We start from the raw sequence: 24,198 nt of genomic DNA on the forward strand, positions 1-24,198 counted from the left end.
GGCGGAGTCGAACCTCAGGTCTTGATCAGCCGCAGGCTGTACGGGTAGCGGTACGCCTCGCCGCCGTACGACTTCACCGCCCCGATGATCGTGAAGACCAGGGACCCGATCGCGACGAACGCGATGGCGAGGAACAGCAGAACTCCCAGCGGAGCGAACACCACGACGAAGATGATGGCCAGGATGTAGGCCGGGATCATGAAGATCGCGATGGTGATGATCCAGTTCAGGGCCTCGGTCGCTTGATCCTTCACGAACGCCGAACGCTTGCCGAAGATGAGCAGGATCAGCAGCGGCGCGAGGAAGCTGAGCAGGAGCTGGCCGACGTAGGCGAGCATCGCCCACATGCGTTCGTCGCTGGGTGACAAGGGCGCCTCGCCGGCGGGGTAGCCGTAGCCGGGCGGCGGTTGCTGGTAGCCCGGTGGCGGCGCGTAGCCGGGAGCCGGTGGGGCTTGGTACCCCGGCGCGGGCGGCTGGTAGCCGGGCGGGTTCTGCCCGTATTGCGGAGCTGCCGGTGGCGGAGCCGGAGACGCCGGCGGCGGCGGAGCGGGCGGGACGTTCGTCCCCAGGGGGTCCTCGGGATGCGGCGGGCCTGGCTGATCGGTCATGGGAAACACCTCCACCCCCATCGTGGCCTCATTGCGACCGGAATGGGGGGACGAGCGCAGCGGTCAGGTGGGTTTGCGTGCCCGGACAGTACCGGCGACGGTGGGTGTTCGGCGGTGAACTGCGCCGATCGCGCCGGGCTGCGCTACGGCGCACAAGCATCGAGCGTCGATCCGCGAAGTTCAGCCAGCGGTCACGAAGTCGACGAGTTCTTCGACCCGGCCCAGCAGCGACGGCTCGAGGTCGCTGTACGTCGACACCCGCGCCAGCAGCGCCCGCCAGGCGCGCCCGGTGTCCGGATCCCAGCCCAGTTGCGCGCACACGCCCGATTTCCAGTCCGTCCCGCGGGGTACCGACGGCCATCGGGCTATCCCGGCTGCTTCGGGCCGTACGGCGGCCCACACGTCGACATACGGATGCCCCACGACCAGGACGTTCCCGGCGTGCTCCGCGCTGACCGCGTCGGCAAGGCGCGACTCCTTGCTACCAGCCACGTTGTGGTCGACGAGGACCCCCAGCCGGCGTCCCAGGCCCGGCTGGAACTCCCGTACGGCGTCGGGCAGATGATCGATGCCGCCCAGTTCCTCCACCACCACGCCCTCGATCCGCAGATCGTCGCCCCACACCTTCTCGACCAGTTCGGCGTCGTGGCGGCCTTCGACCCAGATTCGCGAGGCGCGGGCCACCCGCGCCCGCGTGGTCGCTACGGCGATCGAGCCGGAGGCGGTCCGTTTCGGGTTGGCGGCGACGGCGGTCCGCCGGACCAGCGTGACCCGCTCGCCCTCGACGAGGAAGCCGCCGGGCACGAGCAGGAACGGCCGTCGGCGGCCGTGCCGGTCCTCCAGGACTACGGCGTGCCCGTCGGGGCCGCGTTCCATCCCGACTACCGCCCCGCACCAGCCGGTGTCCGCGCATTCGACGACCAGCCCGGTCTCGGCGACGACCTGCCGTGGTGCCGGCCGTGACCGGCGCCCGGCCGACAACACGTCCGCGCCATACCTGTCCTGCACCGACCGCCTCCGTCTCGCCGTGGGCCACCGCAGGTGACCGCCGAGCGGGTGCGATCCTGCCGAGATCGGCAGCGCGGCACCGCATCGCGGCACCGGTCGGCGTGTCGGCCGTGCCTATCGGTGCTGTTTGTCGGCAGCTGCTGCCCGCAGTGCCGGCGCGATGGGCCGTGCGCTCCTGCGCATCGCGCCTCGCCCCGCACGCCGGCTCGTCCTGCGTTGCGGCACAGCGTCTTCTCGTCGGGTTCTCATAGCGTCGTCATGGCTCTGCCCGCCAGGCTGCCGGCCATGACGTCGACACTGCCCGGGCCCACCGCCGGCATGCAGCCGCATGCCCCCGGCTTCGCCCCGCCGGCCTCGTCCACCCCCGCCGCGCGACCCGAGGAGCGTCGGTCACTGCTCGGCCGGTTGGTTCGCGGCCGCACGGACGATCCGCGCTGGGTCCGCCCCGCCCTGCTGGCCGTCCTGCTGGGTACCGGGCTGCTCTACTGCTGGGGATTGTCGGCGTCGGGCTGGGCGAACTCGTTCTACGCCGCAGCGGTCCAGGCCGGTACCCAGAGCTGGAAGGCGTTCTTCTTCGGCTCGTCCGACGCGGCGAACTTCATCACCGTCGACAAGCCTCCCGCCTCGCTCTGGGTGATGGAACTGTCGGCGCGGATCTTCGGCCTGAACTCCTGGAGCATGCTCGTCCCGCAGGCCCTCGAAGGCGTTGCGGCGGTGGGGTTGTTGTACCTCGCGGTCCGTCGATGGTTCACCCCCGGCGCCGGCCTGCTGGCGGCCGCGGTGCTGGCGTTGACCCCGGTGGCGGTGCTGATGTTCCGGTTCAACAACCCGGACGCGCTGCTCGTGCTGCTGCTCGTGGCCGCGGCATACGCCACCATCCGGGCGATCGAACACGGCAGCACCAGGTGGCTCGTCCTGGCCGGCGCGGCGATCGGCTTCGGCTTCCTGACCAAGATGCTGCAGGCGTTCCTCGTCGTGCCGGCCTTCGCCCTCGCCTTCGTCGTCGCCGCACCAACCTCGTGGTGGCGTCGGCTGGGTTCGCTGGCGCTGGCGGGGCTGGCCCTGCTGGTGGCCGGCGGCTGGTGGGTCGCCGTCGTCGCGCTGCTGCCGGCGGACTGGCGGCCCTACGTCGGGGGCTCGCAGACCAACAGCATTGTCGAACTGATCCTGGGCTACAACGGCCTGGGCAGGCTCAGCGGCGACGAGACCGGAAGCGTCGGCGGCGGCGCTGTGGGTTCGATGTGGGGGCAGACCGGCCTCAGCCGGTTGTTCGGTAGCGACTCCGGCGGCCAGATCTCGTGGCTGATCCCGGCGGCGCTGCTCGCCCTCGTCGTCGGCCTGCTGCTGACCGCGAGGCGGCCCCGGACCGACCGGATGCGCGCGTCGTTTCTGTTGTGGGGCGGCTGGTTCGCCGTCACGTTCCTCGTCTTCAGCCTGATGGCCGGCATCTTTCACGCCTACTACAACGTGGCGCTGGCGCCGGCCATCGGCGCCCTGGTCGGTACCGCAGCGGCCACGTTGTGGTCGAGGCGAACCCAGTGGTGGGCCCGGGCGCTGCTGGCGGCCGGAGTGACGACGACCGGGGTCTGGGCATTCGTGCTGCTGCGCCGTACGCCCGACTTCGTCCCCTTCCTGGCGTGGGTCATCCTGCTGGGATCGGTCGTCGCGGCCGCGCTGCTGCTGCTGCCACCGGTGCGCTCTGTAGCCGTGGCAATCGCCGCGGCGGGGCTGTTCGTCGTGCTCGCCGGTCCCTCGGCGTACGCCGCGCAGACCGCGGCGACTGCCCACGGTGGCTCGATCCCGTCGGCGGGGCCGGCCGCGCCCGGCGGCTTCGGTGGGCGCGGCGGCCTGGGTGGTGCCGGAGCGGCCGGGACGGCGGGACCGGGCGGGGCCGGTGGGCAACGTCCGGCCGGGCCGGGTACGCCGCCGACCGCTGCCGCCCCGCCGGTCGGCGGGTCGCCCCCTGCCGGGGGTGGGGCCGGTCAGCCGGGTGCAGCGCGTGGCGGCGCGGGTGGCCTGCTCGGCGGCAGTACGCCGAGCGCCGAACTCACCGCGACGCTGTCGGCCGACGGCTCGGCGTACACCTGGGTCGCCGCCGCGGTCGGTTCCAACAGCGCGTCGGGCTATCAGCTGGCAACCGGGTACCCGGTCATGGCGATCGGCGGGTTCAACGGCTCCGACCCGGCGCCGAGCCTGGCGGCGTTCCAGCAGGAGGTGGCGGCCGGGCGGATCCACTACTTCGTCGGCGGCGGTGGCGGTTTCGGCCCCAGCCAGGGCGGCAGCAACGTGGCGAACCAGATAGCAACCTGGGTCGGTGACACCTTCACCGCCACAACCGTGGGCGGCGTGACCGTCTACGACCTGACGTCGCCGCGCGCTCAGTAGCCGCCGAACACGCCACGCAACTCGTCCAGGGTGATCGGGCCACCGATCGTCACGCCGGCCGGGGTGTGGGGGCCGGCCGACAGCCGGCCGCCCAGCAGTCGCAACAGGGCCTCGGCAGGCATCGCCACGACTCCGTCGGGTTCGTCGGGGACCGTGTCGAACCGGACCGTGCCGTCGATGACCAGCCCCCGGCTGGTCTGCGGCGCGACCGTGTCGAGCCGAAGCCGTACCGAACGCCCGGCCACCGCCTCCGGTTTGCCGATGCGGCCCAGGATGGTCCCGATCCGGTCCACCGCGATGCCGGCGAGGTCGGCGGGAATCGTTGCGGCCGAGTCGAAGGCCACGTCGATGTCCCAGCTGTGCAGGGCCAGTTCGACCAGGCGAAGGCCCGCAGACGTCGCCAGGTCGACCGGCTCGGCGAAGAACCCCAACCGGAAGCGGATGTCCGCCCGTTCCTGCGGGGTGAGTGCCTCGTATCCCTCGACGAGGTCACGGCTGGCGCGGACGAATCCCGCGGCCTGGTCCTCCGGCGTCATCGCGTCCCACCGCGCCCAGATCCCCTGGTTGAAATCCGGGCCGCGGTCGTCGGCGCCGCCGAGCGCGACCTGCAGGTTGGCCTGCGCGATCTGCGACCCGCTGCCGAGGTGGCTGAGTACCCGCGCGACGGTCCACTGGGCGGCGCCGGAGGGCCGGCGGAGGTCCTCCTCGTCCAGCAGGCGCACCCGGGCGCTGAGCCGGTCGTGGCTGCGACGCATCGCGGCGAGGACGTCGTCGGTGCCGGTGGCCATGCGCTGACCGCCTCCTTGGAGGTGTGCGGGGTGGGCGAGCCGGAGCGTACGACGCTGCTCCCACGCCGCGGCGAGGCCGGGGTCGCGGCGGGACCAGTCGTACACTTGGCACTCGGCCTACCCGAGTGCCAAGTGCGGTGTGCTCACGACGATCCGGCGCCCTGTCAGGAGGTGGCGAGATGCTCGACGACCGCAAGCTCGCCGTCCTGCGCGCCATCGTCGAGGACTACGTGGAGAACCGTGAGCCGGTCGGCTCCAAGGGGATCGCCGACCGGCACCGGCTCGGCGTGTCCCCGGCGACGATCCGCAACGACATGGCCGCGCTGGAGGACGAGGGCTACATCGCGCAGCCGCACACCAGCGCCGGACGGGTCCCGACCGACAAGGGTTACCGGCTGTTCGTGGACCGGCTGGCCGGCGTCAAGCCCATGTCACCGGCCGAGCGGCGGGCGATCCACACCTTCCTGGACGAGGCCGTCGACCTCGACGACGTCCTGGTCCGCACGGTCCGCCTGCTGTCCCAGCTGACCAAGCAGGTCGCGCTGGTGCAGTACCCGTCGCTGGTGCGTTCCAGCGTGCGTCATATCGAGCTGGTCGCCCTCACCCCCACCCGGTTGATGCTCGTGCTCATCGCCGACACCGGTCGCGTCGAGCAGCGGGTGGTCGAGGTGCCCGCGCCGCTGGAGGAGGCGACCCTCGTCGAGCTGCGGACCGCGATCAACGGCGCGGTCGGCAACCGCCGGTTCGCCGAGGTCGCCGACGGCGTGGCCGAGCTGCCGTTGCGGTTCGATCCGGCCGCCCGACCTGCGGTCGCCGCGGTCCTCGCGACCCTGCTGGAGACGGTGGTCGAACGCGCCGAGGAGCGCGTCGTCCTCACCGGGACGGCAAACCTGGCCCGCTTCGGCGATGCGTTCCCCTCGACGATCCGGCCCGTGCTGGAAGCACTGGAGGAGCAGGTCGTCCTGCTGACCCTGCTCGGCGAGGCGACCTCGCCGGATCTGCTGACCGTCCGTATCGGCCACGAGAACACCGTCGAGGGGCTGTCGGCCACCTCGGTGGTGACGATGGGTTACGGCCGGGCCGATCAGGCCGTGGCCCGGCTGGGCGTCGTCGGTCCCACGCACATGGACTATCCCGGGGCCATCGGGGCGGTGCGAGCCGTCGCGCGCTACCTCGGGCATCTGTTGACCGAGCAGTAGCGCCATCCGGGCCGTCGTCCGGCGGTTCGCCGCACGACGACGACCCACGACCACATACCGACGAAAACGACGTACGACGACGACATACGACGACTGAGGGGCACCGACCAACACCGTGGCGACCGACTACTACGCAGTGCTCGGCGTGGCGCGTGACGCCGCCCCCGACGAGATCAAGCGCGCCTACCGGCGGCTGGCGCGGGAACTGCACCCCGACGTCAACCCCGATCCGGCCACCCAGGACCGGTTCAAGGAAGTGACCGCGGCGTACGAGGTGCTGTCCGACCCGGAGAAGCGGCAGGTGTACGACCTCGGCGGCGACCCGCGCGCAGCCGGCGGCGGCTTCGGGCCAGGTGCCGGCGCCTTCGGTTTCGGCGACATCATGGACGCGTTCTTCGGTGGTGCCGGCACTCGCGGACCCCGGCCCCGTACCCGTCGCGGCCAGGACGCCCTGATCCGGCTCGACGTGGAACTGGCCGACGCGGCGTTCGGCTCGGTCCGCGAGCTGACCATCGACACCGCGGTCGGCTGTCCGTCCTGCCACGGGGCGGGGACGTCGCCGGGCACCGAGGTCGTGACCTGCACGATGTGCCGCGGCCGCGGTGAGGTGCAGAGCGTGCAGCGGTCGTTCCTCGGCCAGGTCATGACAGCCCGGCCGTGCCCGCAGTGCCAGGGCTTCGGCACCCTCATCCCGCACCCGTGTCCGGAGTGCGCCGGCGACGGCCGGGTCCGGACCCGTCGCACGCTGTCGGTCAAGGTCCCACCCGGCGTCGAGACCGGGGTGCGTATCCAGTTGACCGGCGAGGGCGAGGTGGGCCCCGGCGGTGGGCCGCCCGGGGACCTGTACGTCGAGATCGTGCAGCTCGACCACCCGGTGTTCTCGCGCAGCGGTGACGACCTGCACGCCACGGTGACGGTGCCGATGACCGCGGCCGCCCTCGGCCACACGCTGGAACTGCAGACCCTGGACGGCGCCGAGCAGGTCGAGCTGCGCCCGGGTACCCAATCGGCGTCGGTGATCACATTGCGCGGCAAGGGAGTTCCCCACCTGCGCGGCAGTGGACGCGGCGACCTGCACGTCCACGTCGACGTCCAGACACCGCAGCGACTCGACGCCCGGCAGGAGGAACTGCTGCGCGAACTCGCCGCGCTGCGCGGCGAGGAATCGCCCAGCGGAGACCTGTCCAACGGGCAGCACGGCCTGTTCGCCCGCCTGCGGGATGCGTTCACCGGCAAGTGAGTCCGCCGGTCTTCCTCGTCGCGCCGCAGGTCCTCGACTCCGTCGCCGGGGGTCGCATCGTGCTGGACGGAGCCGAGGGACGGCACGCGGTGACGGTGCGCCGGCTGCGGGTCGGGGAACCGGTGGAACTGGTCGACGGGGCAGGCACCCGAGCCCACGGCGTGGTCGCCGAGGTCGCCGGTCGCGACCAGCTCACCGTCGAGGTCGGCCGGGTGCACCACGAGCCACCGCCGCAGCCTCGGGTGGTCGTCGTCCAGGCGCTGCCGAAGGGGGACCGGGGCGAGACCGCCGTGGAGACGCTGACCGAGGTCGGCGCGGACGTGATCGTCCCGTGGGCGGCCGCCCGCAGCGTGGCCCGGTGGGACGTGCAGCGGGCGGAACGGGGCCTCGCGCGGTGGCGGGCGAGCGCCCGGGAGGCCAGCAAGCAGGCGCGACGGGCCCGCGTCCCGGAGGTCACCGGTGTCGCCAGCACGGCCGAGGTCGACCAGCTGCTGCGGTCGGCGCGGCTCGGCCTGGTGCTGCACGAGTCCGCGGCGCTACGGCTGGCCGCGATGCGGCTGCCGGAGGCCGGCGACGTGGTCATCGTGGTCGGCCCCGAGGGCGGCATCGACGACGATGAACTCGCGGGCTTCGTGGCCGCGGGTGGACTCGCCGTACGACTGGGCCCGACGGTGTTGCGGACGTCGACGGCCGGCACCGCGGCGGCCGCCGTGGTCCTCGCGGCGACCGGCCGGTGGACCTGAGCGGGGACCTGCGAGGATCCGCGCCGTGAACGACTGCCTCTTCTGCCGCATCGTCGCCGGTGAGATTCCGGCGACGGTGGTCCTCGAGGACGCCGACGTGCTGGCCTTTCGCGACGTCGCGCCACAGGCGCCGGTCCACGTCCTGGTCGTACCGAAGACCCACCACGCCGACGTCGGGTCACTGGCCGCCACCGACCCCGCCCTGGCCGGTGCCGTGCTCGACGCGGCGGCCCGGGTGGCCGCTCAGGAGCAGCTCACCGGGGGCTTCCGGCTCGTCTTCAACACCGGCCGCGACGCCAGCCAGAGCGTGCTGCACGTGCATGCCCACGTCCTCGGCGGACGAGACCTGGCGTGGCCGCCCGGCTGAGCGCCGCTGCTGCGTCGAGGCGGCGAACGACCGGGCGTCAGCGGCGTACGGCGCCGTACCATGGCCGTCCGAACAGCTCGTCCTCGCAGTCGACCACGGAAGGGCAGGACAGCGGCCTGCAGCAGGCCCGCCCATGACGAGTACTCCCGAAGCGCAGGCCAAGATCGTCATCCCTGCCTCGCAGCCCATGGTGGCCGTGCTGGGCCCCGGTGACGAGTTGCTGCGGGTCATCGAGTCGGCCTTCCCGCACACCGACGTGCACGCCCGCGGCAACGAGATCACGGTGACCGGCACGCCGGCCGACGTCGGGCTCGTCGAGCTGCTGGTGGCGGAGCTGCTGACGGTGCTGCGGACCGGGCAGGCCCTGACACCCGATTCGGTCGAGCGGTCGATCGCCATGCTGCGCGCCAGCGCCGAGGCCAGCCCCTCGCAGGTCCTGACGGCGAACATCCTCAGCAGCCGGGGCCGGACCATTCGGGCGAAGACGCTGGGACAGAAGAAGTACGTCGACGCCATCGACGCCCACACCATCGTGTTCGGGATCGGTCCGGCTGGTACGGGCAAGACGTACCTCGCGGTGGCCAAGGCGGTTCAGGCTCTGCAGTCCAAGCGGGTCAACCGCATCATCCTGACCCGGCCGGCGGTCGAGGCCGGCGAGCGGCTGGGCTTCCTGCCCGGCACGCTGAGCGAGAAGATCGACCCCTACCTGCGGCCGCTGTACGACGCGTTGCACGACATGGTGGACCCCGATTCGATTCCCCGGCTGATCACCAGCGGCACGATCGAGGTGGCACCGCTGGCCTACATGCGCGGCCGCACCCTCAACGACGCGTTCATCATTCTCGACGAGGCGCAGAACACCTCGGCGGAGCAGATGAAGATGTTCCTCACCCGGTTGGGTTTCGGTTCCACCATGGTCGTGACCGGCGACGTGACCCAGGTCGACCTGCCGGCGGGCACCGCGAGCGGGCTGCGGGTGGTGCAGGAGATCCTGTCGGAGGTCGACGACGTCGCCTTCTGCCGGCTGTCGGCCCACGACGTGGTGCGGCACAAGCTCGTCGCGGCGATAGTCGAGGCGTACGGCGTGTACGACGAACGGGTCTCGGCCGACGGCGAGGCGCCGGTCAGCACCCCGGTCCGTGCCGCGCGGGGCCGGTGACGTCGTGACCGTCGAAGTCAACAACGAGTCCGGCGTCGACGTCGATCTCGTTGCGTTGCAACAGCAAGCGAGCTACCTGCTCGACCGCCTGCGGATCCACCCGCTGGCGGAGTTGTCGGTGGTGCTGAAGGACGAACCGGCGATGACCGAGTTGCACGTGCGATGGATGGACGAGGCGGGCCCGACCGACGTGATGTCGTTCCCGATGGACGAGCTGCGGCCGGCCCGCGACGACGCCGAGCCCGAGGAGGGCATGCTCGGCGACGTCGTGATCTGCCCGCAGGTGGCGGTACGGCAGGCCGTGCAGGCCGGCAAGTCGCTCGGTGAGGAACTCGCCCTGCTGCTGACCCACGGGATCCTGCACCTGGTCGGCTTCGACCATGCCGAGCCGGCGGAACGGCAGGAGATGTTCACGCTGCAGGCTCGCCTGCTCGCCGAGTGGGAAGGACAGCGGACCCCGGGTGGGCGACGATGAGCGCCACCGACGGCTGGCTGATCGCGCTGGCGGCCGTGCTGGTGGCGTTGTCGTCGCTGTTCGCGATGGTCGAAACGGCGCTGACCCGGGTGTCGCGGACCCGGGTCGAGGAGTTGCGACGCGACGAAGTCCGTGGCGCCCAGCGGTTGTCCCGGGTGCTGGTCGACCGGGTCCGCGTGGTAACCGTCCTGCTGTTCCTCGGGATCGTCACCTCGGTGTCGGCGGTCGCCGTCGCGACGTTCGTCTGCGTCGACGCGCTGCCGTGGCCGGTGGGCTGGGCGGTCGCGCTCGCGGTCGCCGTCATGGTCGTCATCTCGTACGTCGGCATCGGTGTCGCCGCGCGGACGATCGGCGGCCAGCATGCCGAGCGGGTGTCGTTGCGCTGGGCGGGCTTCGCCGGGGCGCTGGCGACGCTGCTGGGCCCGGTGTCGCGCCTGCTCATCATCATCGGCAACGCGATCACCCCCGGCCGCGGCTACCGCGAAGGCCCGTTCGCCACCCAGGCGGAGTTGCGTGACCTGGTGGATCAGGCCGGAGCGGCCGAGGTCATCGCGGACGACGAGCGCCAGATGATCCACTCGGTGTTCGAACTGGGCGACACGATCGCGCGTGAGGTGATGGTGCCCCGGACCGAGATGGTCTTCGTGGAGCGCACCCGGACGCTGCGGCAGGCGTTGTCCCTCGGGCTGCGCTCGGGTTACTCCCGTATCCCCGTGGTCGGCGGCGGCCCGGACGACGTCGTGGGCATCGTGTACCTCAAGGACATCGCCCGGCGGGTCTTCGAGCATCACGAGGCCGAGCAGACCGAGCGGGTGGAGTCCTTGATGCGCAAGGCTTCCTACGTGCCGGATTCCAAACCCGCCGGCGAGTTGCTGCGCGACATGCAGGCCGAACGCGTGCACATGGCCGTGGTCGTCGACGAGTACGGCGGTACCGCCGGCATCGTCACGATCGAGGACATCCTCGAGGAGATCGTCGGGGAGATCGCCGACGAGTACGACACCCAGGCGCCGGAGGTGGAGGAACTGCCCGGCGGTGCCTGGCGGGTCAGCGCCCGGATGCAGGTCGACGACTTCGCCGACCTGGTCGGGCTGCACGTGGTCGGCGAGGAGGAAGGCGTCGACACCGTCGGCGGCCTGCTCGCCAAGCGGCTGGGCCGCGTCGCCATTCCCGGCGCCCTCGTCGAGGTCGAAGGCCGTCAGCTCGTGGCGGAGTCGGCCGCCGGCCGGCGCAACCGGGTGGTCACGGTGCTGGTTCGGCCGGCGCCGGTCGCGCCGCCGGAGCGTCGCGACCAGGCCACCACCGGGGATCGCGTCGCTCCTGCCAGTGCCGGGACGGCCGTCGATGGCTGAGCCGACGGGGGAGTCGATGGTTGAGTCGTCGCCGGTCACAGCCGAGGACGCCAAGCTCGTCACGCTCGCGCGCGGGGCCCGCGCGCGGGTGGACGCCGCGGAGGGCGCGGCCGTCCGCGACGAGACGGGCCGGACCTACAGCGCGGCCACCGTGGGCCTGACCAGCCTCGCGCTATCGGCGCTGCAACTGGCTGTGGCGCAGGCGATCGCCGCCGGCGCTCGCGGAATCGAAGCGGCCGCCGTGGTGACCGCCGCCGCGTCGGTGCCGCCCACCGATCTCGCGGTGCTGCGCGAGGCCGGCGGCACGGACGTGCCGGTCCTGCTGGCCGGGCTCCGCGGCGACGTCACCGGCCGCCACCGAACCTGACACCAACGGAACCTGACACCCGAACCTGATAGCACCGGACCTGGCCGCACCGAACCTGATGCGCCCCGTGCTGCCCTGCCACCGGAACGACGGGCCGGCGCCTGGGCCCGCCGTTCCGGTGACCTGACTCAGGCCAGGTTCTTGCTGGTCAGCCAGTCCTTGGCCACCGTGGCGGGGTCGGCCTTGTCCAGCTGCACCCGGCCGACGAGTGCGGTCAGCTGCGTGGTGTCCAGCGCCGCGGACACCTTGTTCAAGGTGGCGGTGACGGTGGGGTCGGCCTTCGCCTTCGCCAGCAGCGGGACGACGTTCTGCGAACCGAAGAGGTTCTTCGGGTCGTCGAGGACGACGAAGTCGTTGGCGACGATCGCGGCGTCGGTCGAGAAGAGGTTCGCGACCTGGACCTGGCCGTTCTTCAGGGCCTGCACGGTGAGCGGGCCCGCGGTGTCCAGTGGCTTGAACTCCTTGAACGTCAGGCCGTACACCGAGGTGAGGCCGGGGACGCCGGTCGGGCGGGTCTTGAACTCCGGCGGACCGCCGAGGACCAGCTGCGACGCGTAGGGCCCCAGGTCGGCGATCGTCGTGAGCTTGTCCTGCGTCGCGGTCTGCTTGGTCACCACGAGCGAGTCCTTGTCCTGGGCCGGAGACTTGGCCAGGACGGTCAAGGTCGTGGGCAGCGCCTTCTGCAGGGCGGCGTATACGTCGTCCGGCGACGACGCGGTCGCGGACTTGTCGAAGTACTGCAGCAACACACCGGTGTATTCGGGGATGAGGTTGATCGAGCCGTCCTGCAGCGCCGGCAGGTAGGTCTCCCGAGACCCGATGTTGAGCTTCTTGCTCACCTGGATTCCCTGGCCCTGCAGCGCCTGGGCGTAGATCTCCGCGAGCAGCACGTTCTCCGGGAAGTTCGCCGAACCCACCGTGATGGGGCCGCCGGAACTGACCGAAGCCGACGAGCCGCTGGCGAGTGGATCGCTGCTGCCGCAGGCGGCGAGCCCCACGGTCGCTACGGCCGCTACCACACCAAGGACGATTCGCTTCACGATGATCTCCTATCGAAAATGTGGAGTCAGGCTAACGCACGACGACGGCGCCGGCTGCCGCGCCACCGCGCGACTCGCAGCCCCCGCGGCGTCGCGAACCGCTGTACGGCGATGAGCAGCAGATCCACGACCAGCGCCAACACAGCCACCAGCACGGCACCGCCGAGCATCTGCGGATAGTCGCGGACGGCTTGACCGTCGATGAGGAACCGGCCCAGCCCGCCGAGCGAGACGTACGCGGCGATCGTCGCGGTCGCGACCACCTGCAACATGGCCGACCGGATGCTCGACATGATCAACGCTGTCGCCCCCGGGACCTCGACCTGCCACAACACCTGCCAGCCCGACAGCCCCATCCCGCGGGCGGCGTCGCGCGCCGCGGGATCGACCTGCCGTACGCCGGCGTAGGTGCCGGCGAGGATCGAGGGGATCGCCAGCAGGACCAGGACGGCGATGGCTGGCCCGACGAACGCCAGATCGCCGCCCAGATGGGGCGACACCAGCAGGACCAGCAGGATGACCAGACCCAGGGTGGGCAGCGCCCGCAACGCGTTGGCCGTGCTGGCGATCAGGACGGTCCCGCGACCGGTATGGCCGATCAGCAGGCCCAGCGGCACAGCGATCAGTGCCGCGACACCCACGGCGACAAGGCAATAGGCGACGTGCTCGACGATGCGCCGGGCGATGCCGTCGCTGCCGCTCCAGTGCGCTGGATCGGTCAGCCACGCCCAGACCTGGCCGGTCACCGGTGTGCTCCGGCCCGTTGCCATCCGGTCAGGTAGTGGACGACGACCATGACGACGATGTCGAACACGACGGCCACCACGACGCACCCGACGATGCCGGTGATGATGGGCGGCCACGACGCGAGCTGGAAGCCCTGCGTCAGCAGCTGTCCGAGCTGCGGCACCCCGATCAGGGCGGCGACCGACACGATGCTCACGTTGGTGACCGCGGCGACGCGGACGCCGGCGCCGACGACGGGAACCGCAACCGGCAGCTCCACCTGCAGCAGCCGGCGCACCGGTCGGTAGCCCATCGCCGTAGCCGCCGCCCGGACGTCGGCCGGTACCGAGTCGAGACCGTCGACGACGGTGCGGACCAGGAGGGCCACGGTGTAGATCGTCAGGGCGACAACCACGTTGAGCGGGTCGAGGATCCGGGTGCCGATGAGCGTCGGTAGGGCGACGAACAAGGCCAGCGACGGAATCGTGTACAGCAGGCCGGAGACCGATACAAAGGTCACTCGTAGCGCCGGGTGTGCCCGGGCGATCCAGCCGATCGGCACCGCGATGAGGAGGCCCACCACGGTCGGCACCGCCGCGAGGACCATGTGGGCGCGGGCCAGCTCCCAGATCGTCCCGGCGTTGTCGCGCAGGTAGTCGATCACGTCGGCCGCGAATTCGGGCCAGCCGCTGTCGCAGCCGGCGGTGTCGTGGGGCCGGCCGCTGTCGCAGCCGGCGGTGTCGTGGGGCCGGCCGCTGTCGCGTCCGGCAGGGCAGCGAGCACGGCCGCCGGGCGGACCACGCCGGCGAACCGGCCGGTCGGGTCGGCGATCACGCCGCGGCCGGCCGGCGACGAGAGCGCGGCGTCCAGCGCGGCCCGCATGGAACCGTCGGTGCGCGCCACGGTGCCACCCCGATGCAGCAGGGCGGCATCGACCACGGTGGTCAGCCGGCGTACGTCGACCCAGCCCACCGGCTCGCCCCGCTCGGGCCCGACCACCAGCAGCCAGTCGTCGACCGCGGTTCGCCGGGCATCGGCCGCGTCGGCACCGAGGACCACGGTCGGTTCTGCCTGCAGCGGTAGGTCGACCGCCGGCAGGAAACTGAGCGCCCGGTAGCCGCGATCGCGTCCGACGAATCCGGCCACGAAGTCGTCGACGGGGTCGTGCAGCAACTGCTCGGGCGCGGACAGCTGGGCCAGCGTGCCGCCGACCCGCAGGACGGCGACCTGGTCGCCGAGCCGGATGGCCTCGTCGATGTCGTGAGTGACGAAGACGATGGTCTTGCCCAACTCGGCCTGCAACCGCAGGAACTCCTCCTGCAGCTGCTCCCGCACGACCGGGTCCACCGCACTGAACGGCTCGTCCATGAGCATGACCGGCGGGTCGGCCGCCAGTGCCCGGGCGACGCCCACCCGCTGCTGTTGCCCGCCGGACAGCTGGGCGGGATACCGATCGGCGAACTCCGCCGACAGACCGACGCGATCCAGCAGCTCCAGCGCGCGCGCCCGCCGCCGCCGGCGGTCCCAGCGCAGCAGGCGGGGGACCGTCGCCACGTTGTCGATCACCGTGCGGTGCGGGAACAGCCCGGCGTGCTGGATGACGTACCCGATGCCGCGCCGCAGTTGCGCGGCGTTGGTGCTGGCGATGTCGACGCCGTCGATGGTGATCAGGCCGCTGGTGGGCGTGATCATGCGGTTGATCATCCGCAGCGACGTCGTCTTGCCGCAGCCGGACGGTCCGACCAGGACGGTGATCCGGCCGGTCGGCGCGACGAGGCTGAGGTGGTCGACAGCGACGGTGCCGCCGGCGTACTGCTTGACCACGTCGTCGAACGCGAGCACGTCATCCACCCCGTCTCGACAGCGGCAGGCTCCGCGGACCATACCCGCGGTCCCCGGCGCCCGCCCGGGGAACGGTCGCGGTGCCGGACCGTCACAATGAGCCGGTGACGTCGCAGGTGCCCGCCCACCGGTCGGGCTTCGCCAGCCTCGTCGGGCGGCCCAACGCGGGGAAGTCCACGCTCACCAACGCCCTGGTCGGCGAGAAGATCGCCATCACCTCGAGCCGGCCGCAGACGACCCGTCACACGATCCGCGGCATCGTTCATCGCCTGGATGCGCAGCTGGTCCTCGTCGACACCCCCGGCCTGCACAAGCCGCGGACGCTGCTCGGTGAACGGCTCAACGATCTGGTGCGGGCGACGTGGGCCGAGGTCGACCTCGTGGTGCTGTGCCTGCCCGCCGACGAGAAGGTCGGTCCCGGTGACCGTTTCATCGCCCGGGCGCTCGCGGGGATCGGCACTCCGGTGTTCGCGGTCGTGACCAAGACGGACCGGGTCGGTCGCGACGGGGTCGCCCGGGCCCTGGTGCAGGCGGTGGAGCTCGGCGCCGAATGCGGGCTGTCGTGGGCCGAGGTGGTGCCGGTATGCGCGATCTCCGGCGACCAGGTCCCGTTGTTGGCGGACCTGCTGGTGGCGCGGTTGCCCGAGGGCCCGGTGCTGTACCCGGACGGCGAACTCACCGATTCGCCGGAAGAGGTCATGGTCGCCGAACTCATCCGCGAAGCCGCGCTGGAGGGCGTCACCGACGAGTTGCCGCATTCGATCGCGGTCGTGGTCGAGCAGCTGGGGTCGCGGCAGGGCCGGTCCGCCGACCGCCCGCTGGTCGACATCGAGGCGATCGTGTACGTCGAGCGCCCCAGCCAGAAGGGCATCGTGATCGGGGCCGGTGGCGCCCGGCTGCGAGAGGTGGGAACCCGTGCTCGAGTGCAGATCGAGCGACTGCTCGGGACGCCGGTCTACCTCGACCTGCGGGTGAAGGTGGCCAAGGACTGGCAGCGCGACCCGAAGCAGTTGCGCCGCTTGGGTTTCTGAGGGCTGCCGGGTTTCTGCCAGCTGCAGCCGCTGGCGCCGCTGCCGGTGTCGGTCAGTCGGGGCCGGTCGGCGCCGTCGTCGTCGCCGTGGCGCTCGCCTCGCTCGCCGCGGCGGCGACCTCCTCGTGCACGGTCGCGAGTTCGGGGACCAGGTCGTAGCGCCGGCCGTAGGTCTCGATCACCGCGATGACGGCCGCGGCGATCGGGATGCCGATCAGGGCGCCGAGGACGCCGAAGATGGCGGCGCCGACGAAGACCGAGCCCAGCGCGATGGCCGGATGGATGTTCATCGTGGCGCGGCTGACGCGCGGGGTGAAGATGTAGTTCTCCACCTGCTGGTACACCGTCGCGAACAGCACGATCCAGACCACGTCGATCGGGTCGTCGAAGGCGGCGAAGAGTGCGGGTACGGCGATACCGAGATAGGTCCCGATCGTCGGGATGAACTGGCTGGTGATGCCCGCGAACAGGCCCATGGGCAGCCAGTACGGCACGTCGATCAGCAGGAAGAACAGCGCGTGGAATGCCGCGGACAGCACGGCCAGGCCCGCCCGGGAGATGACGAAGCCGCCGGCCTTGACCACGGCGATCTCCCATACCGTGACGAAGACGCGCTGCTGCCGCGGCGGCAACCAGGACGCGATCGTCTGCCGCAACCGAGGGCCGTCGGCGGAGAAATAGAAGGCGAACACCAGCACGGTCAGCGCGTTGAACGCGACCCCCACGATCGAGGTGACGATTCCGAAGAACCCGCCGGCGACATTGCTGGCGAGGCTCGCGATCTGCTCCGGGGTCAGATTGAGCTGGTCGGTGATCTGTTGCGGGTCGATCGTGGTGTGGAACGTGTCGTTGACCCAGGTGACGACATCGTTGATCAGCGACGGCAGCGACGTGATGAGCCCGGAAACCTGGGTGAAGAGCAGCCCGCCGAGCACCGCGAAGAACGCCAGCGCCAGCAGCAGGAGGGCAAACAGGGCGATGGCGGTGGCCGCACCCCGGCGCATGCCGCGCCGTGCCATCGCATGGACGAACGGCTCCAACGCGATGGAGATCAACCAGGCCAGCAGCAGCAGGAAGAGGAAGTCCGACACCTGGCCGAACAGCCAGTCCGCCACCCGCCACGCCACGACCAGCAGCAGCACCAGCACGGTGGCACGCCGGAGCCAACGCGGGTGGAACGCCACGAACTGGACCTGATCGCTACTGGCGGTCGGCACCGGCGGGACGGCGGCGTCGGCGACCTCGGCCGCCGGGCTCGGCTGCGCTACGGGCGGGGCAGGTTCCGCCGTACGCCGGCGCGGCAGGAAGCGCATACGGCGATCCTGCCCGCTGCGCGGCGCGCGACGTCTGACGCGCGCCGTGCGGCAGGCCGCCGGCGCGGCTGCGACCATGGCAGCGTGCCGGTCTACCGTGACGACGCCGTCGTGCTGCGCACCCAGCGGTTGGGTGAGGCCGACCGGATCATCACGCTGCTCACCAGAACTCACGGCCGGGTGCGGGCGGTGGCCAAGGGGGTACGCCGTACCTCGAGCCGCTTCGGCTCACGACTGGAACCGTTCGGCCATGTCGACGCGCAGTTGTACGTCGGGCGTTCGCTGGACACGGTGACGCAGGTCGAATCGCTCACCGCGTTCGGTGCCACGCTCGCCGGCGACTACCCGCGCTGGACGGCGGGCACGGCGATGCTGGAGACCGCCGAGCGGTTGACACCGGAAGAGCGGGAGCCGGCCACGCAGCAGTACCTGCTGCTCGTCGGTGGACTGCGGGCGCTGGTCAGCGGACAGCACGCGGCCGGGCTGGTGCTGGACGCTTACCTGTTGCGGTCCTTGGCAATCGCCGGCTGGTCGCCGTCGTTCGACCGGTGCGCGCGATGCGGTTCCGCCGGTCCGCACCGGGCGTTCTCGCTGGGTTCCGGCGGCGCGGTGTGCGCCGACTGCCGCCCGCCGGGGTCGGCCGCCCCCGCCCCGGACACCCTGGTTCTGCTCGGCGCGCTGTTGTCCGGTGACTGGGACGTCGCCGATGCCAGCGAGCACCGGCATCGGCGGGAGGCCGGTGGGCTGGTCGCGGCGTACCTGCAGTGGCACCTGGAGCGCGGCCTGCGCTCCCTGCCGCTGGTCGACCGCAGCTGACCGCGAGGCCGTCGGCGTGCTGTGGCTGACCGGGATCCGGCGGCCCGCGGTGTCAGGATGACCTCGTGTCACGCCTGCCTCGCCGCCCGCCCACGCCGCATCCCAGCGGAGCCACTCCGCCGGCGATCCCGCCGGCACTGGTCCCGCGGCACGTCGCGGTCGTCATGGACGGCAACGGGCGGTGGGCGCAACAACGGGGCCTGCCCCGCACTGCAGGCCATGAGGCAGGCGAAGCCAGCCTGCTCGACTGCGTGCACGGTGCGATCGAACTGGGCGTGTCGTGGTTGTCCGCCTATGCGTTCTCGACCGAGAACTGGCGGCGGTCGCCGGACGAGGTCCGATTCCTCATGGGCTTCAACCGTGACGTCATCCGCCGTCGCCGTGACGAGATGAACGAGCTCGGCGTCCGGGTGCGCTGGGCGGGTCGCCGGCCCCGGCTGTGGAAGTCCGTCATCGACGAACTCCTGGTCGCCGAAGAGCTGACCGCGGCGAACCGGACGCTGACGCTGACCATGTGTGTCAACTACGGCGGGCGCGCCGAGATCGCCGACGCTGCCGCGGCCATCGCCCGGGAGGTCGCCGCGGGGCGAATCCGCCCGGACAAGGTGGACGAACGGCTGCTCGGGCGCTACCTCGACGAACCGGACATGCCCGACGTCGACCTGTTCGTCCGGTCCTCCGGGGAGCAGCGCACCAGCAACTTCCTGCTCTGGCAGTCCGCCTACGCCGAACTGGTGTTCCTCGACACGTTGTGGCCCGAGTTCGACCGGCGGCACCTGTGGCACGCCTGCGAGATCTTCGCCTCGCGCGATCGCCGGTACGGCGGGATCGTCGGCGCGGCACCGTGATGCCGGATCGCACGGGGCTGCTGGCCGAGCCGGACGGCGCTGCCGCGCAGCGCGACCGGCGGCGCTACCGGCCAGGCGCGCTGGAACTGCTGACGGCGGGACTGGTCGTCCTGCTGCTCGGTCAGCGGCCGCTCGCCGCGTTGATCGAGGGCAACGAGGCGGTGCAGACCGGCGCGACGATCTTTGTCTCGATCGTGGTCCAGGCTCTGCCGTTCCTGGTGCTGGGAGTCCTGCTGTCCGGAGCCATCGCCGCGTTCGTGCCGACCTCGTTCTGGGACAAGGCGTTGCCGCGCCGCAAGGTCCTCGCCGTCCCGGTCGCCAGCGCCGCCGGCGTCGTGTTGCCCGGCTGTGAATGTGCCTCGGTCCCGGTCGCCGGCGGCCTCATGGCCGGCGGCGTCACGCCCGCGGCCGCGCTGGCGTTCCTGCTGTCCGCCCCGGCGGTCAACCCGGTTGTCCTCGTGTCGACGTACGTCGCCTTCCCCGGGAATCCGCAGCTGGTGTGGGCCAGGCTGATCGCGTCGCTGGCCGTCGCGATGACCATGGGGTGGCTCTGGCTGCGACTGGGCCGCGAACGCTGGTTGCGAATTCCGCGCCGCGACCACCTGGTCGGGGTCAACCGCCGTCATACGTTCCGGCTCACCGTGACTCACGACTTCCTGCACGCCGGTGGTTTCCTGGTCGTCGGCGGGCTGACCGCAGCTGCTCTCAACGTCGTCGTCCCGCAGCAGTGGCTGCAGGCGCTGGCCGACAAGCCGCTGCTGTCGGTACTCGGGCTGGCTGCACTGGCGGTCGTGCTGGCGATCTGTTCGGAGGCCGACGCATTCGTCGCGGCCAGTCTCACCCAGTTCTCCCTCACCGCCCGGCTGGCGTTCCTCGTGGTCGGTCCGATGGTCGACGTGAAGCTCATCGTGTTGCAGTCGGGGACCTTCGGCCGCGCGTTCGCGGCTCGCTTCGCCCCGGCGACGTTCGTGGTCGCCGTCGGGTTCAGCGTGCTGGTCGGGTGGTGGCTGCTGACGTGAAGCGCGACGTGCAAGGCATCGTGCTGGTCCTGGTCGGCGGCGCAGTGCTGCGGATCTGCTGGGACGACACGTACCTGAGCTACGTGAAGGAGTCGATGCGCCCGTGGCTGTTGGCCAGCGGCGGCCTGCTCGTCGCCCTCGGCCTGCTGCTGATCGCCGATGTCCTGCGGCAGTCCGGCCGGTCCGAGGAGTCGGCGCCTGAGCACGGCCACCGTCATCGCGGCGGGTCGCGCAGCGCCTGGTTGCTGCTGGTGCCCATCGTCGCGATCTTCGTCATCGCGCCGCCGTCGCTGGGTGCCTACACCGCTGCCCGGGCCACCACCAACGTCGCTGCGCCGGCGAGTCCGAAGGCACCCCCGCTGCCGGCCACCGACCCGGTCCCGTTGCTGCTGGCGGACTATGCCGCTCGAGCGGTGTGGGACGCCGGGCTCACGCTGCAGGGCCGAACCGTGCAGTTGGTGGGTTTCGTGACGCCGGATCCTGCCGGGGGCTGGTGGCTGACACGATTGTCGCTGACCTGTTGCGCTGCCGACGCGACCACGGTGCGCGTCAAGGCGATCGGAGCGCGGGACCTGCCGGCCAACACCTGGGTGCGGGTCGTCGGGCGCTGGACGCCGGGTGGGGGCACCGCGAGCGACGCGGCGATCCCGTGGGTGCAGCCTGCCACGGTCACCGAGATCCGCAAACCGAAGAATCCGTACGAGTAGGCCGGACGATGACGGGCGCACACGACCACGGCGTACGGCGGCAGGGCGGGCATCAGCACGCCGGTGCTGGTGCCGGCCGGCCGGGGTACCGCGGGCGGTTGGCGGTGGCACTCGCCCTGGGCGTGTTCGTCCTGCTGGTCGAGATCGTCGGCGCCGCGGTCACCGGGAGCCTGGCCCTGTTCGCCGACGCCGGTCACGTCCTCACCGACGTCGTCGGTGTCGGCCTGGCGCTGGCCGCGGTCAGTTATGCGACCCGACCGCCCTCCTCGCGCCGGACCTTCGGGACGCTGCGAGCCGAGGTGCTGGCGGCGGCGTTCAACGCGTTGCTGCTGCTGGGTGTCGCCGGGTACGTCCTGGTGGAGTCGGTACGGCGCTGGGACGAACCGGACGCGATCTCCGGGACTGCGTTGGCTCTCTTCGCCGGAATCGGCCTGCTGGCCAACGCCATCGGTCTGCTGGTGCTGCGCAAGGGGGCGGGCGACAGTCTCAACGTCCGGGGCGCGTACCTGGAGGTGCTCGGCGATCTGTTGGGCTCGGTCGCCGCGCTGTCGGCCGGCATCGTCATCGCCGTCACCGGCTGGGAGCTGGCCGATGTCGTGGCGTCCCTGGTGATCGCCGGCCTGATGGTGCCGCGCACCGTTCTGCTGCTGCGCGACAGCCTGCACGTGCTCATGGAGGGCACGCCGCGCGGGATCGACCTGGCCGAGGTGCGTCGACACCTGCGCGAGGTGCCGGGCGTTCTCGACGTCCACGACCTGCACGCGTGGACCATCACCAGTGGCGTGCCGGTGTTGTCCGCCCACGTGGTGGTGGCCGACGAGGTGCTGCACAGCGGCGGCGCAGGTCCGCTGCTGGACCGGTTGTGCGGCTGCGTGGGCGACCATTTCGACGTCGCCCATTCGACGTTCCAGCTCGAGCCGGCCGAACACGCCGGTCACGAGGACCCCACGCACGAGTAGCCAGCCGCGCCGCTGCGAGGCGGATCGGGTTGGCACCCCAGGCGGTTCAGCCGGCCAGGAGGTCGGGGTCAACAGGTCGCTGTCAGCCCGAGCAGGCCGGGCAGCGGCCGAAGATCTCCAGCGTGTGGCTGACGTCGGTGAAACCACTGCGCTGGGCCACCTGGCTGGTCCACTGCTCGACCGCGGGTCCTTCGACTTCGACGGTGCGCCCGCAACACCGGCAGACCAGGTGGTGATGGTGCGTGGCGCTGCACCGCCGGTACAACGCCTCGCCGTCCTCGCGCAGCACGACGTCGATCTCGTGCGCGTCCACGAGGGCCTGCAGAGTCCGGTAGACGGTGGTGAGGCCGACGGACTCGCCGCGATCCCGCAGGATCGCGTGCAGCGACTGGGCGGAATGGAATCCCGCCAGGTCGCGCAGCGCGGCGACGACGGCGGTGCGTTGCCGCGTGGTGCGAAGGCCCACCGGCGGAACCGAATCCGGCGGTTCGGTCATGCGGTGGCTCCCAGCTCCGGCTCGGTCCGGTGGTGGTGATGACCGTCGGCGGCCGCGCCGGGCGGCGGCGTACGGCGTTCCCGGGTCGCCACGAGTGTCACCAGCCAGATCACCGTCGCGATCGTCACGACGAAGAAACTGGGGGGCAGGTCGAACATCGCGGCCAGGGCCAGTCCGACCAGAACTGAGCCGAGGCTGATCCCGACGCCGCCGGCCACTACCCGGACGGGCCGCGCGGTGAGCATCAGCGCCGTCGCACTGGGGGTGACCACGAGTGCGAACAGCAGCAGGGTGCCCACCACCTGGATCGCCATGGTGATGACCAGGGCGAGCATGACCAGGAAGGCGACCCCGAGCGCGCGTACCGGGACGCCCCGCGCCTGCGCCACAGCCGGATCGAGCGAGGCGAAGGCGAGCGGCCGCGCGATGACGGCCAGGGCGGCCAGCAGCAGCACGGTGAATCCGGCGAACACGACGAGCTGACCGGTCGAGATCGCCAGCAGGTTGCCGAACAGCACGCTGGTCACCGTTCCGCTGCTGCGGCTGGACAGCGTCGCGAACAGGACGCCGAGCCCGGTGGCGAACGCGAGGATCGTCCCCGTCGCGATCTCGCGGGTCCGCACCTGCCGTCCCAGCGCGCCGATCGCGAGCGCCCCGGCCACACAGCAGACCAGCAAACCGACGGTGACCGGTATGCCGACCAGCACCGCTCCGGTTGCCCCGGGAAAACCGATGTGCGCCAGCGCGTGTGCGGCGAACGCACTCTGCCGCAGGATGACGAAATAACCGAGCAGGCCCGCGCTGACGGCGACCAGCGCGCCGCCAAGGGCGGCATTGCGCATGAACGGCGTCCACAGCACCTGCAACCAGTCGGACTGGTAGCCCGCGGCCAGCAGCGCGTTCACCGTTGCTCCGTGGGCAGGAAGAGGTCGCCTTGAGCGGTCCGGACGATCCGGGGCCGCGCGCCGTAGAGATGGTCGAGCAGTCCGCCGTCGGCCACCGCGTCCATGCCGGCGTAGTGCGGGTGCCCGTCGAGCAGGTAGACCACGCCGGTCAGCGCGCCGAGCAGCGGGCCGAGATCGTGCGCGACGACCAGCACCGTCACCTGCCGGGTGCGGCCGATCTGGCCGAGCAGGTCGACCACCTCGCGCTGATTGCGGACGTCGAGGTTGGCCAGGGGCTCGTCCAGCAGCAGCAGGTCGGGCGAGCTCACCAGGGCGGCGGCAATTGCCACGCGCTGCTGCTGTCCGCCGGACAGTTGCGACATACGCCGGTGGGCGTACGACGCGGCGCCGACCGAGTGCAGCGCGGAGTCGACCGCCTGCCGCTGGTCGTCCGAGAGCCGGCCCAGCCCCCAGCGGGTGCCGTGGACGCCGAGCGCGACCAGATCGCGACAGCGGACGCAGTCGCCGGCGGCTGAGGCGTAGTTCTGCGGTACGTAGCCGATCCGGGGGTTGCCGCTGCTCGGCGGATGTCCGAGGACCTCGACCCGGCCCGACGACAGCGGGAGCAGGCCCAGCAGCACCTGCAGCAGCGTCGTCTTGCCCGAACCGTTCGGGCCAACGACGGCGACCAGCGACCCGGCGGGAATCTCCAGGGAGCCCTGCGACCACACCGTGCTGCCCCCCCGCACGACTGCCGCGTCTTGCAGCAGCACGGCGGCAGTGGACACCCGCCGAGAGTGCCACGAAATGACAATCGTTGTCGATCT

26 protein-coding genes are annotated in these 24,198 nt (G+C 71.5%); 15 read left to right on the top strand and 11 right to left on the bottom strand.

Features of this window, described 5'->3' with window-relative positions:
- Positions 1 to 14 precede the first annotated feature (14 nt).
- Both EPO13_09210 and EPO13_09215 read right to left on the bottom strand, forming a co-directional pair.
- Positions 15 to 629, bottom strand: a complete 615-nt coding sequence (locus EPO13_09210; protein TAK68934.1) for a DUF4870 domain-containing protein — start codon at positions 627 to 629, stop codon at positions 15 to 17.
- A gap of 159 nt (positions 630 to 788) precedes the next feature.
- Positions 789 to 1,616 (bottom strand): DUF3097 domain-containing protein, encoded by an 828-nt coding sequence (locus EPO13_09215; GenBank protein ID TAK68935.1) that lies wholly within the window; start codon positions 1,614 to 1,616, stop codon positions 789 to 791.
- 285 nt (positions 1,617 to 1,901) lie between these two features.
- On the opposite strand from EPO13_09215, the gene EPO13_09220 reads away from it, so the two are divergent.
- Positions 1,902 to 4,001 (top strand): phospholipid carrier-dependent glycosyltransferase, encoded by a 2,100-nt coding sequence (locus EPO13_09220; protein ID TAK68936.1) that lies wholly within the window; start codon positions 1,902 to 1,904, stop codon positions 3,999 to 4,001.
- Here the strand turns inward: EPO13_09220 and EPO13_09225 are convergent.
- A complete protein-coding gene (locus tag EPO13_09225; protein TAK68937.1) occupies positions 3,995 to 4,789 on the bottom strand; it encodes a maleylpyruvate isomerase family mycothiol-dependent enzyme in 795 nt (264 codons plus the stop codon). The genes EPO13_09220 and EPO13_09225 overlap by 7 nt on opposite strands.
- 179 nt (positions 4,790 to 4,968) lie before the next feature.
- Between EPO13_09225 and hrcA the strand changes: the two genes are divergently transcribed.
- The 8 genes from hrcA (at position 4,969) to EPO13_09265 (ending at position 11,691) form a co-directional block, all read left to right on the top strand.
- The gene (hrcA, locus tag EPO13_09230) at positions 4,969 to 5,988 is read left to right on the top strand and encodes a heat-inducible transcriptional repressor HrcA (GenBank protein TAK68938.1); all 1,020 of its coding nucleotides are present in this window, start codon (positions 4,969 to 4,971) and stop codon (positions 5,986 to 5,988) included.
- Between the two features lie 115 nt (positions 5,989 to 6,103).
- Positions 6,104 to 7,228, top strand: coding sequence for a molecular chaperone DnaJ (gene dnaJ, locus EPO13_09235; protein TAK68939.1), 1,125 nt, complete (start codon positions 6,104 to 6,106; stop codon positions 7,226 to 7,228).
- Positions 7,225 to 7,971: a 16S rRNA (uracil(1498)-N(3))-methyltransferase gene (locus EPO13_09240; protein ID TAK68940.1), complete on the top strand. Its 747-nt coding sequence runs from the start codon at positions 7,225 to 7,227 to the stop codon at positions 7,969 to 7,971. The genes dnaJ and EPO13_09240 overlap by 4 nt, the downstream gene beginning before the upstream one ends.
- Before the next feature lie 25 nt (positions 7,972 to 7,996).
- Positions 7,997 to 8,338: a histidine triad nucleotide-binding protein gene (locus EPO13_09245; GenBank protein ID TAK68941.1), complete on the top strand. Its 342-nt coding sequence runs from the start codon at positions 7,997 to 7,999 to the stop codon at positions 8,336 to 8,338.
- Between the two features lie 133 nt (positions 8,339 to 8,471).
- Positions 8,472 to 9,497: a PhoH family protein gene (locus tag EPO13_09250; protein TAK68942.1), complete on the top strand. Its 1,026-nt coding sequence runs from the start codon at positions 8,472 to 8,474 to the stop codon at positions 9,495 to 9,497.
- 4 nt (positions 9,498 to 9,501) lie between these two features.
- Positions 9,502 to 9,972: an rRNA maturation RNase YbeY gene (ybeY, locus tag EPO13_09255; GenBank protein ID TAK68943.1), complete on the top strand. Its 471-nt coding sequence runs from the start codon at positions 9,502 to 9,504 to the stop codon at positions 9,970 to 9,972.
- On the top strand, positions 9,969 to 11,324 hold the full coding sequence (locus EPO13_09260) for an HlyC/CorC family transporter (protein TAK68944.1): 1,356 nt from the start codon (positions 9,969 to 9,971) through the stop codon (positions 11,322 to 11,324). The genes ybeY and EPO13_09260 overlap by 4 nt, the downstream gene beginning before the upstream one ends.
- 16 nt (positions 11,325 to 11,340) lie before the next feature.
- Positions 11,341 to 11,691: a cytidine deaminase gene (locus EPO13_09265; protein TAK69058.1), complete on the top strand. Its 351-nt coding sequence runs from the start codon at positions 11,341 to 11,343 to the stop codon at positions 11,689 to 11,691.
- Between the two features lie 128 nt (positions 11,692 to 11,819).
- On the opposite strand, the gene EPO13_09270 is transcribed toward EPO13_09265, so the two are convergent.
- From EPO13_09270 to EPO13_09285, 4 genes are read right to left on the bottom strand one after another with little or no spacing between them, the layout of a single operon-like run.
- Positions 11,820 to 12,731 carry an ABC transporter substrate-binding protein gene (locus EPO13_09270; protein ID TAK68945.1) on the bottom strand — a complete coding sequence of 304 codons (912 nt, stop codon included), beginning with the start codon at positions 12,729 to 12,731 and terminating at the stop codon, positions 11,820 to 11,822.
- Between the two features lie 26 nt (positions 12,732 to 12,757).
- Positions 12,758 to 13,501: an ABC transporter permease gene (locus EPO13_09275; protein ID TAK68946.1), complete on the bottom strand. Its 744-nt coding sequence runs from the start codon at positions 13,499 to 13,501 to the stop codon at positions 12,758 to 12,760.
- Positions 13,474 to 14,064, bottom strand: coding sequence for an ABC transporter permease subunit (locus tag EPO13_09280; protein TAK69059.1), 591 nt, complete (start codon positions 14,062 to 14,064; stop codon positions 13,474 to 13,476). Before EPO13_09280 ends, EPO13_09275 begins: the two co-directional genes overlap by 28 nt.
- Positions 14,065 to 14,117: 53 nt before the next feature.
- Positions 14,118 to 15,299 (bottom strand): ATP-binding cassette domain-containing protein, encoded by a 1,182-nt coding sequence (locus EPO13_09285; protein ID TAK69060.1) that lies wholly within the window; start codon positions 15,297 to 15,299, stop codon positions 14,118 to 14,120.
- 104 nt (positions 15,300 to 15,403) lie between these two features.
- Between EPO13_09285 and EPO13_09290 the strand changes: the two genes are divergently transcribed.
- Positions 15,404 to 16,330: a GTPase Era gene (locus EPO13_09290; protein ID TAK68947.1), complete on the top strand. Its 927-nt coding sequence runs from the start codon at positions 15,404 to 15,406 to the stop codon at positions 16,328 to 16,330.
- 52 nt (positions 16,331 to 16,382) lie between these two features.
- Here EPO13_09290 and EPO13_09295 read toward each other — a convergent pair whose 3' ends face one another.
- Complete coding sequence (locus EPO13_09295; GenBank protein TAK68948.1) at positions 16,383 to 17,642, bottom strand: AI-2E family transporter; 1,260 nt, start codon at positions 17,640 to 17,642, stop codon at positions 16,383 to 16,385.
- An 84-nt stretch (positions 17,643 to 17,726) separates the two neighbouring features.
- Here EPO13_09295 and recO point away from each other — a divergent pair, with 84 nt between their 5' ends.
- The 5 genes from recO (at position 17,727) to EPO13_09320 (ending at position 21,991) form a co-directional block, all read left to right on the top strand.
- Entirely contained in the window at positions 17,727 to 18,458 is a 732-nt protein-coding gene (gene recO, locus EPO13_09300; protein ID TAK68949.1) for a DNA repair protein RecO, read from the top strand.
- Between the two features lie 74 nt (positions 18,459 to 18,532).
- Complete coding sequence (locus EPO13_09305; protein TAK69061.1) at positions 18,533 to 19,306, top strand: isoprenyl transferase; 774 nt, start codon at positions 18,533 to 18,535, stop codon at positions 19,304 to 19,306.
- Positions 19,306 to 20,325, top strand: a complete 1,020-nt coding sequence (locus tag EPO13_09310) for a permease (protein ID TAK68950.1) — start codon at positions 19,306 to 19,308, stop codon at positions 20,323 to 20,325. The genes EPO13_09305 and EPO13_09310 overlap by 1 nt, the downstream gene beginning before the upstream one ends.
- Positions 20,307 to 21,032, top strand: coding sequence for a TIGR03943 family protein (locus EPO13_09315; protein ID TAK68951.1), 726 nt, complete (start codon positions 20,307 to 20,309; stop codon positions 21,030 to 21,032). The genes EPO13_09310 and EPO13_09315 overlap by 19 nt, the downstream gene beginning before the upstream one ends.
- Before the next feature lie 8 nt (positions 21,033 to 21,040).
- Positions 21,041 to 21,991 (top strand): cation transporter, encoded by a 951-nt coding sequence (locus tag EPO13_09320; protein ID TAK68952.1) that lies wholly within the window; start codon positions 21,041 to 21,043, stop codon positions 21,989 to 21,991.
- Between the two features lie 82 nt (positions 21,992 to 22,073).
- On the opposite strand, the gene EPO13_09325 is transcribed toward EPO13_09320, so the two are convergent.
- The 3 genes from EPO13_09325 to EPO13_09335 are packed head-to-tail and all read right to left on the bottom strand — an operon-like array spanning position 22,074 to position 24,159.
- Entirely contained in the window at positions 22,074 to 22,487 is a 414-nt protein-coding gene (locus EPO13_09325; GenBank protein ID TAK68953.1) for a transcriptional repressor, read from the bottom strand.
- Positions 22,484 to 23,329, bottom strand: a complete 846-nt coding sequence (locus tag EPO13_09330; protein TAK69062.1) for a metal ABC transporter permease — start codon at positions 23,327 to 23,329, stop codon at positions 22,484 to 22,486. Before EPO13_09330 ends, EPO13_09325 begins: the two co-directional genes overlap by 4 nt.
- A 59-nt stretch (positions 23,330 to 23,388) precedes the next feature.
- Positions 23,389 to 24,159 (bottom strand): ATP-binding cassette domain-containing protein, encoded by a 771-nt coding sequence (locus tag EPO13_09335; protein ID TAK68954.1) that lies wholly within the window; start codon positions 24,157 to 24,159, stop codon positions 23,389 to 23,391.
- Positions 24,160 to 24,198 lie beyond the last annotated feature (39 nt).

Source organism: Actinomycetota bacterium (assembly GCA_004297305.1).
Classification (GTDB): Bacteria; Actinomycetota; Actinomycetes; order S36-B12; family FW305-bin1; genus FW305-bin1.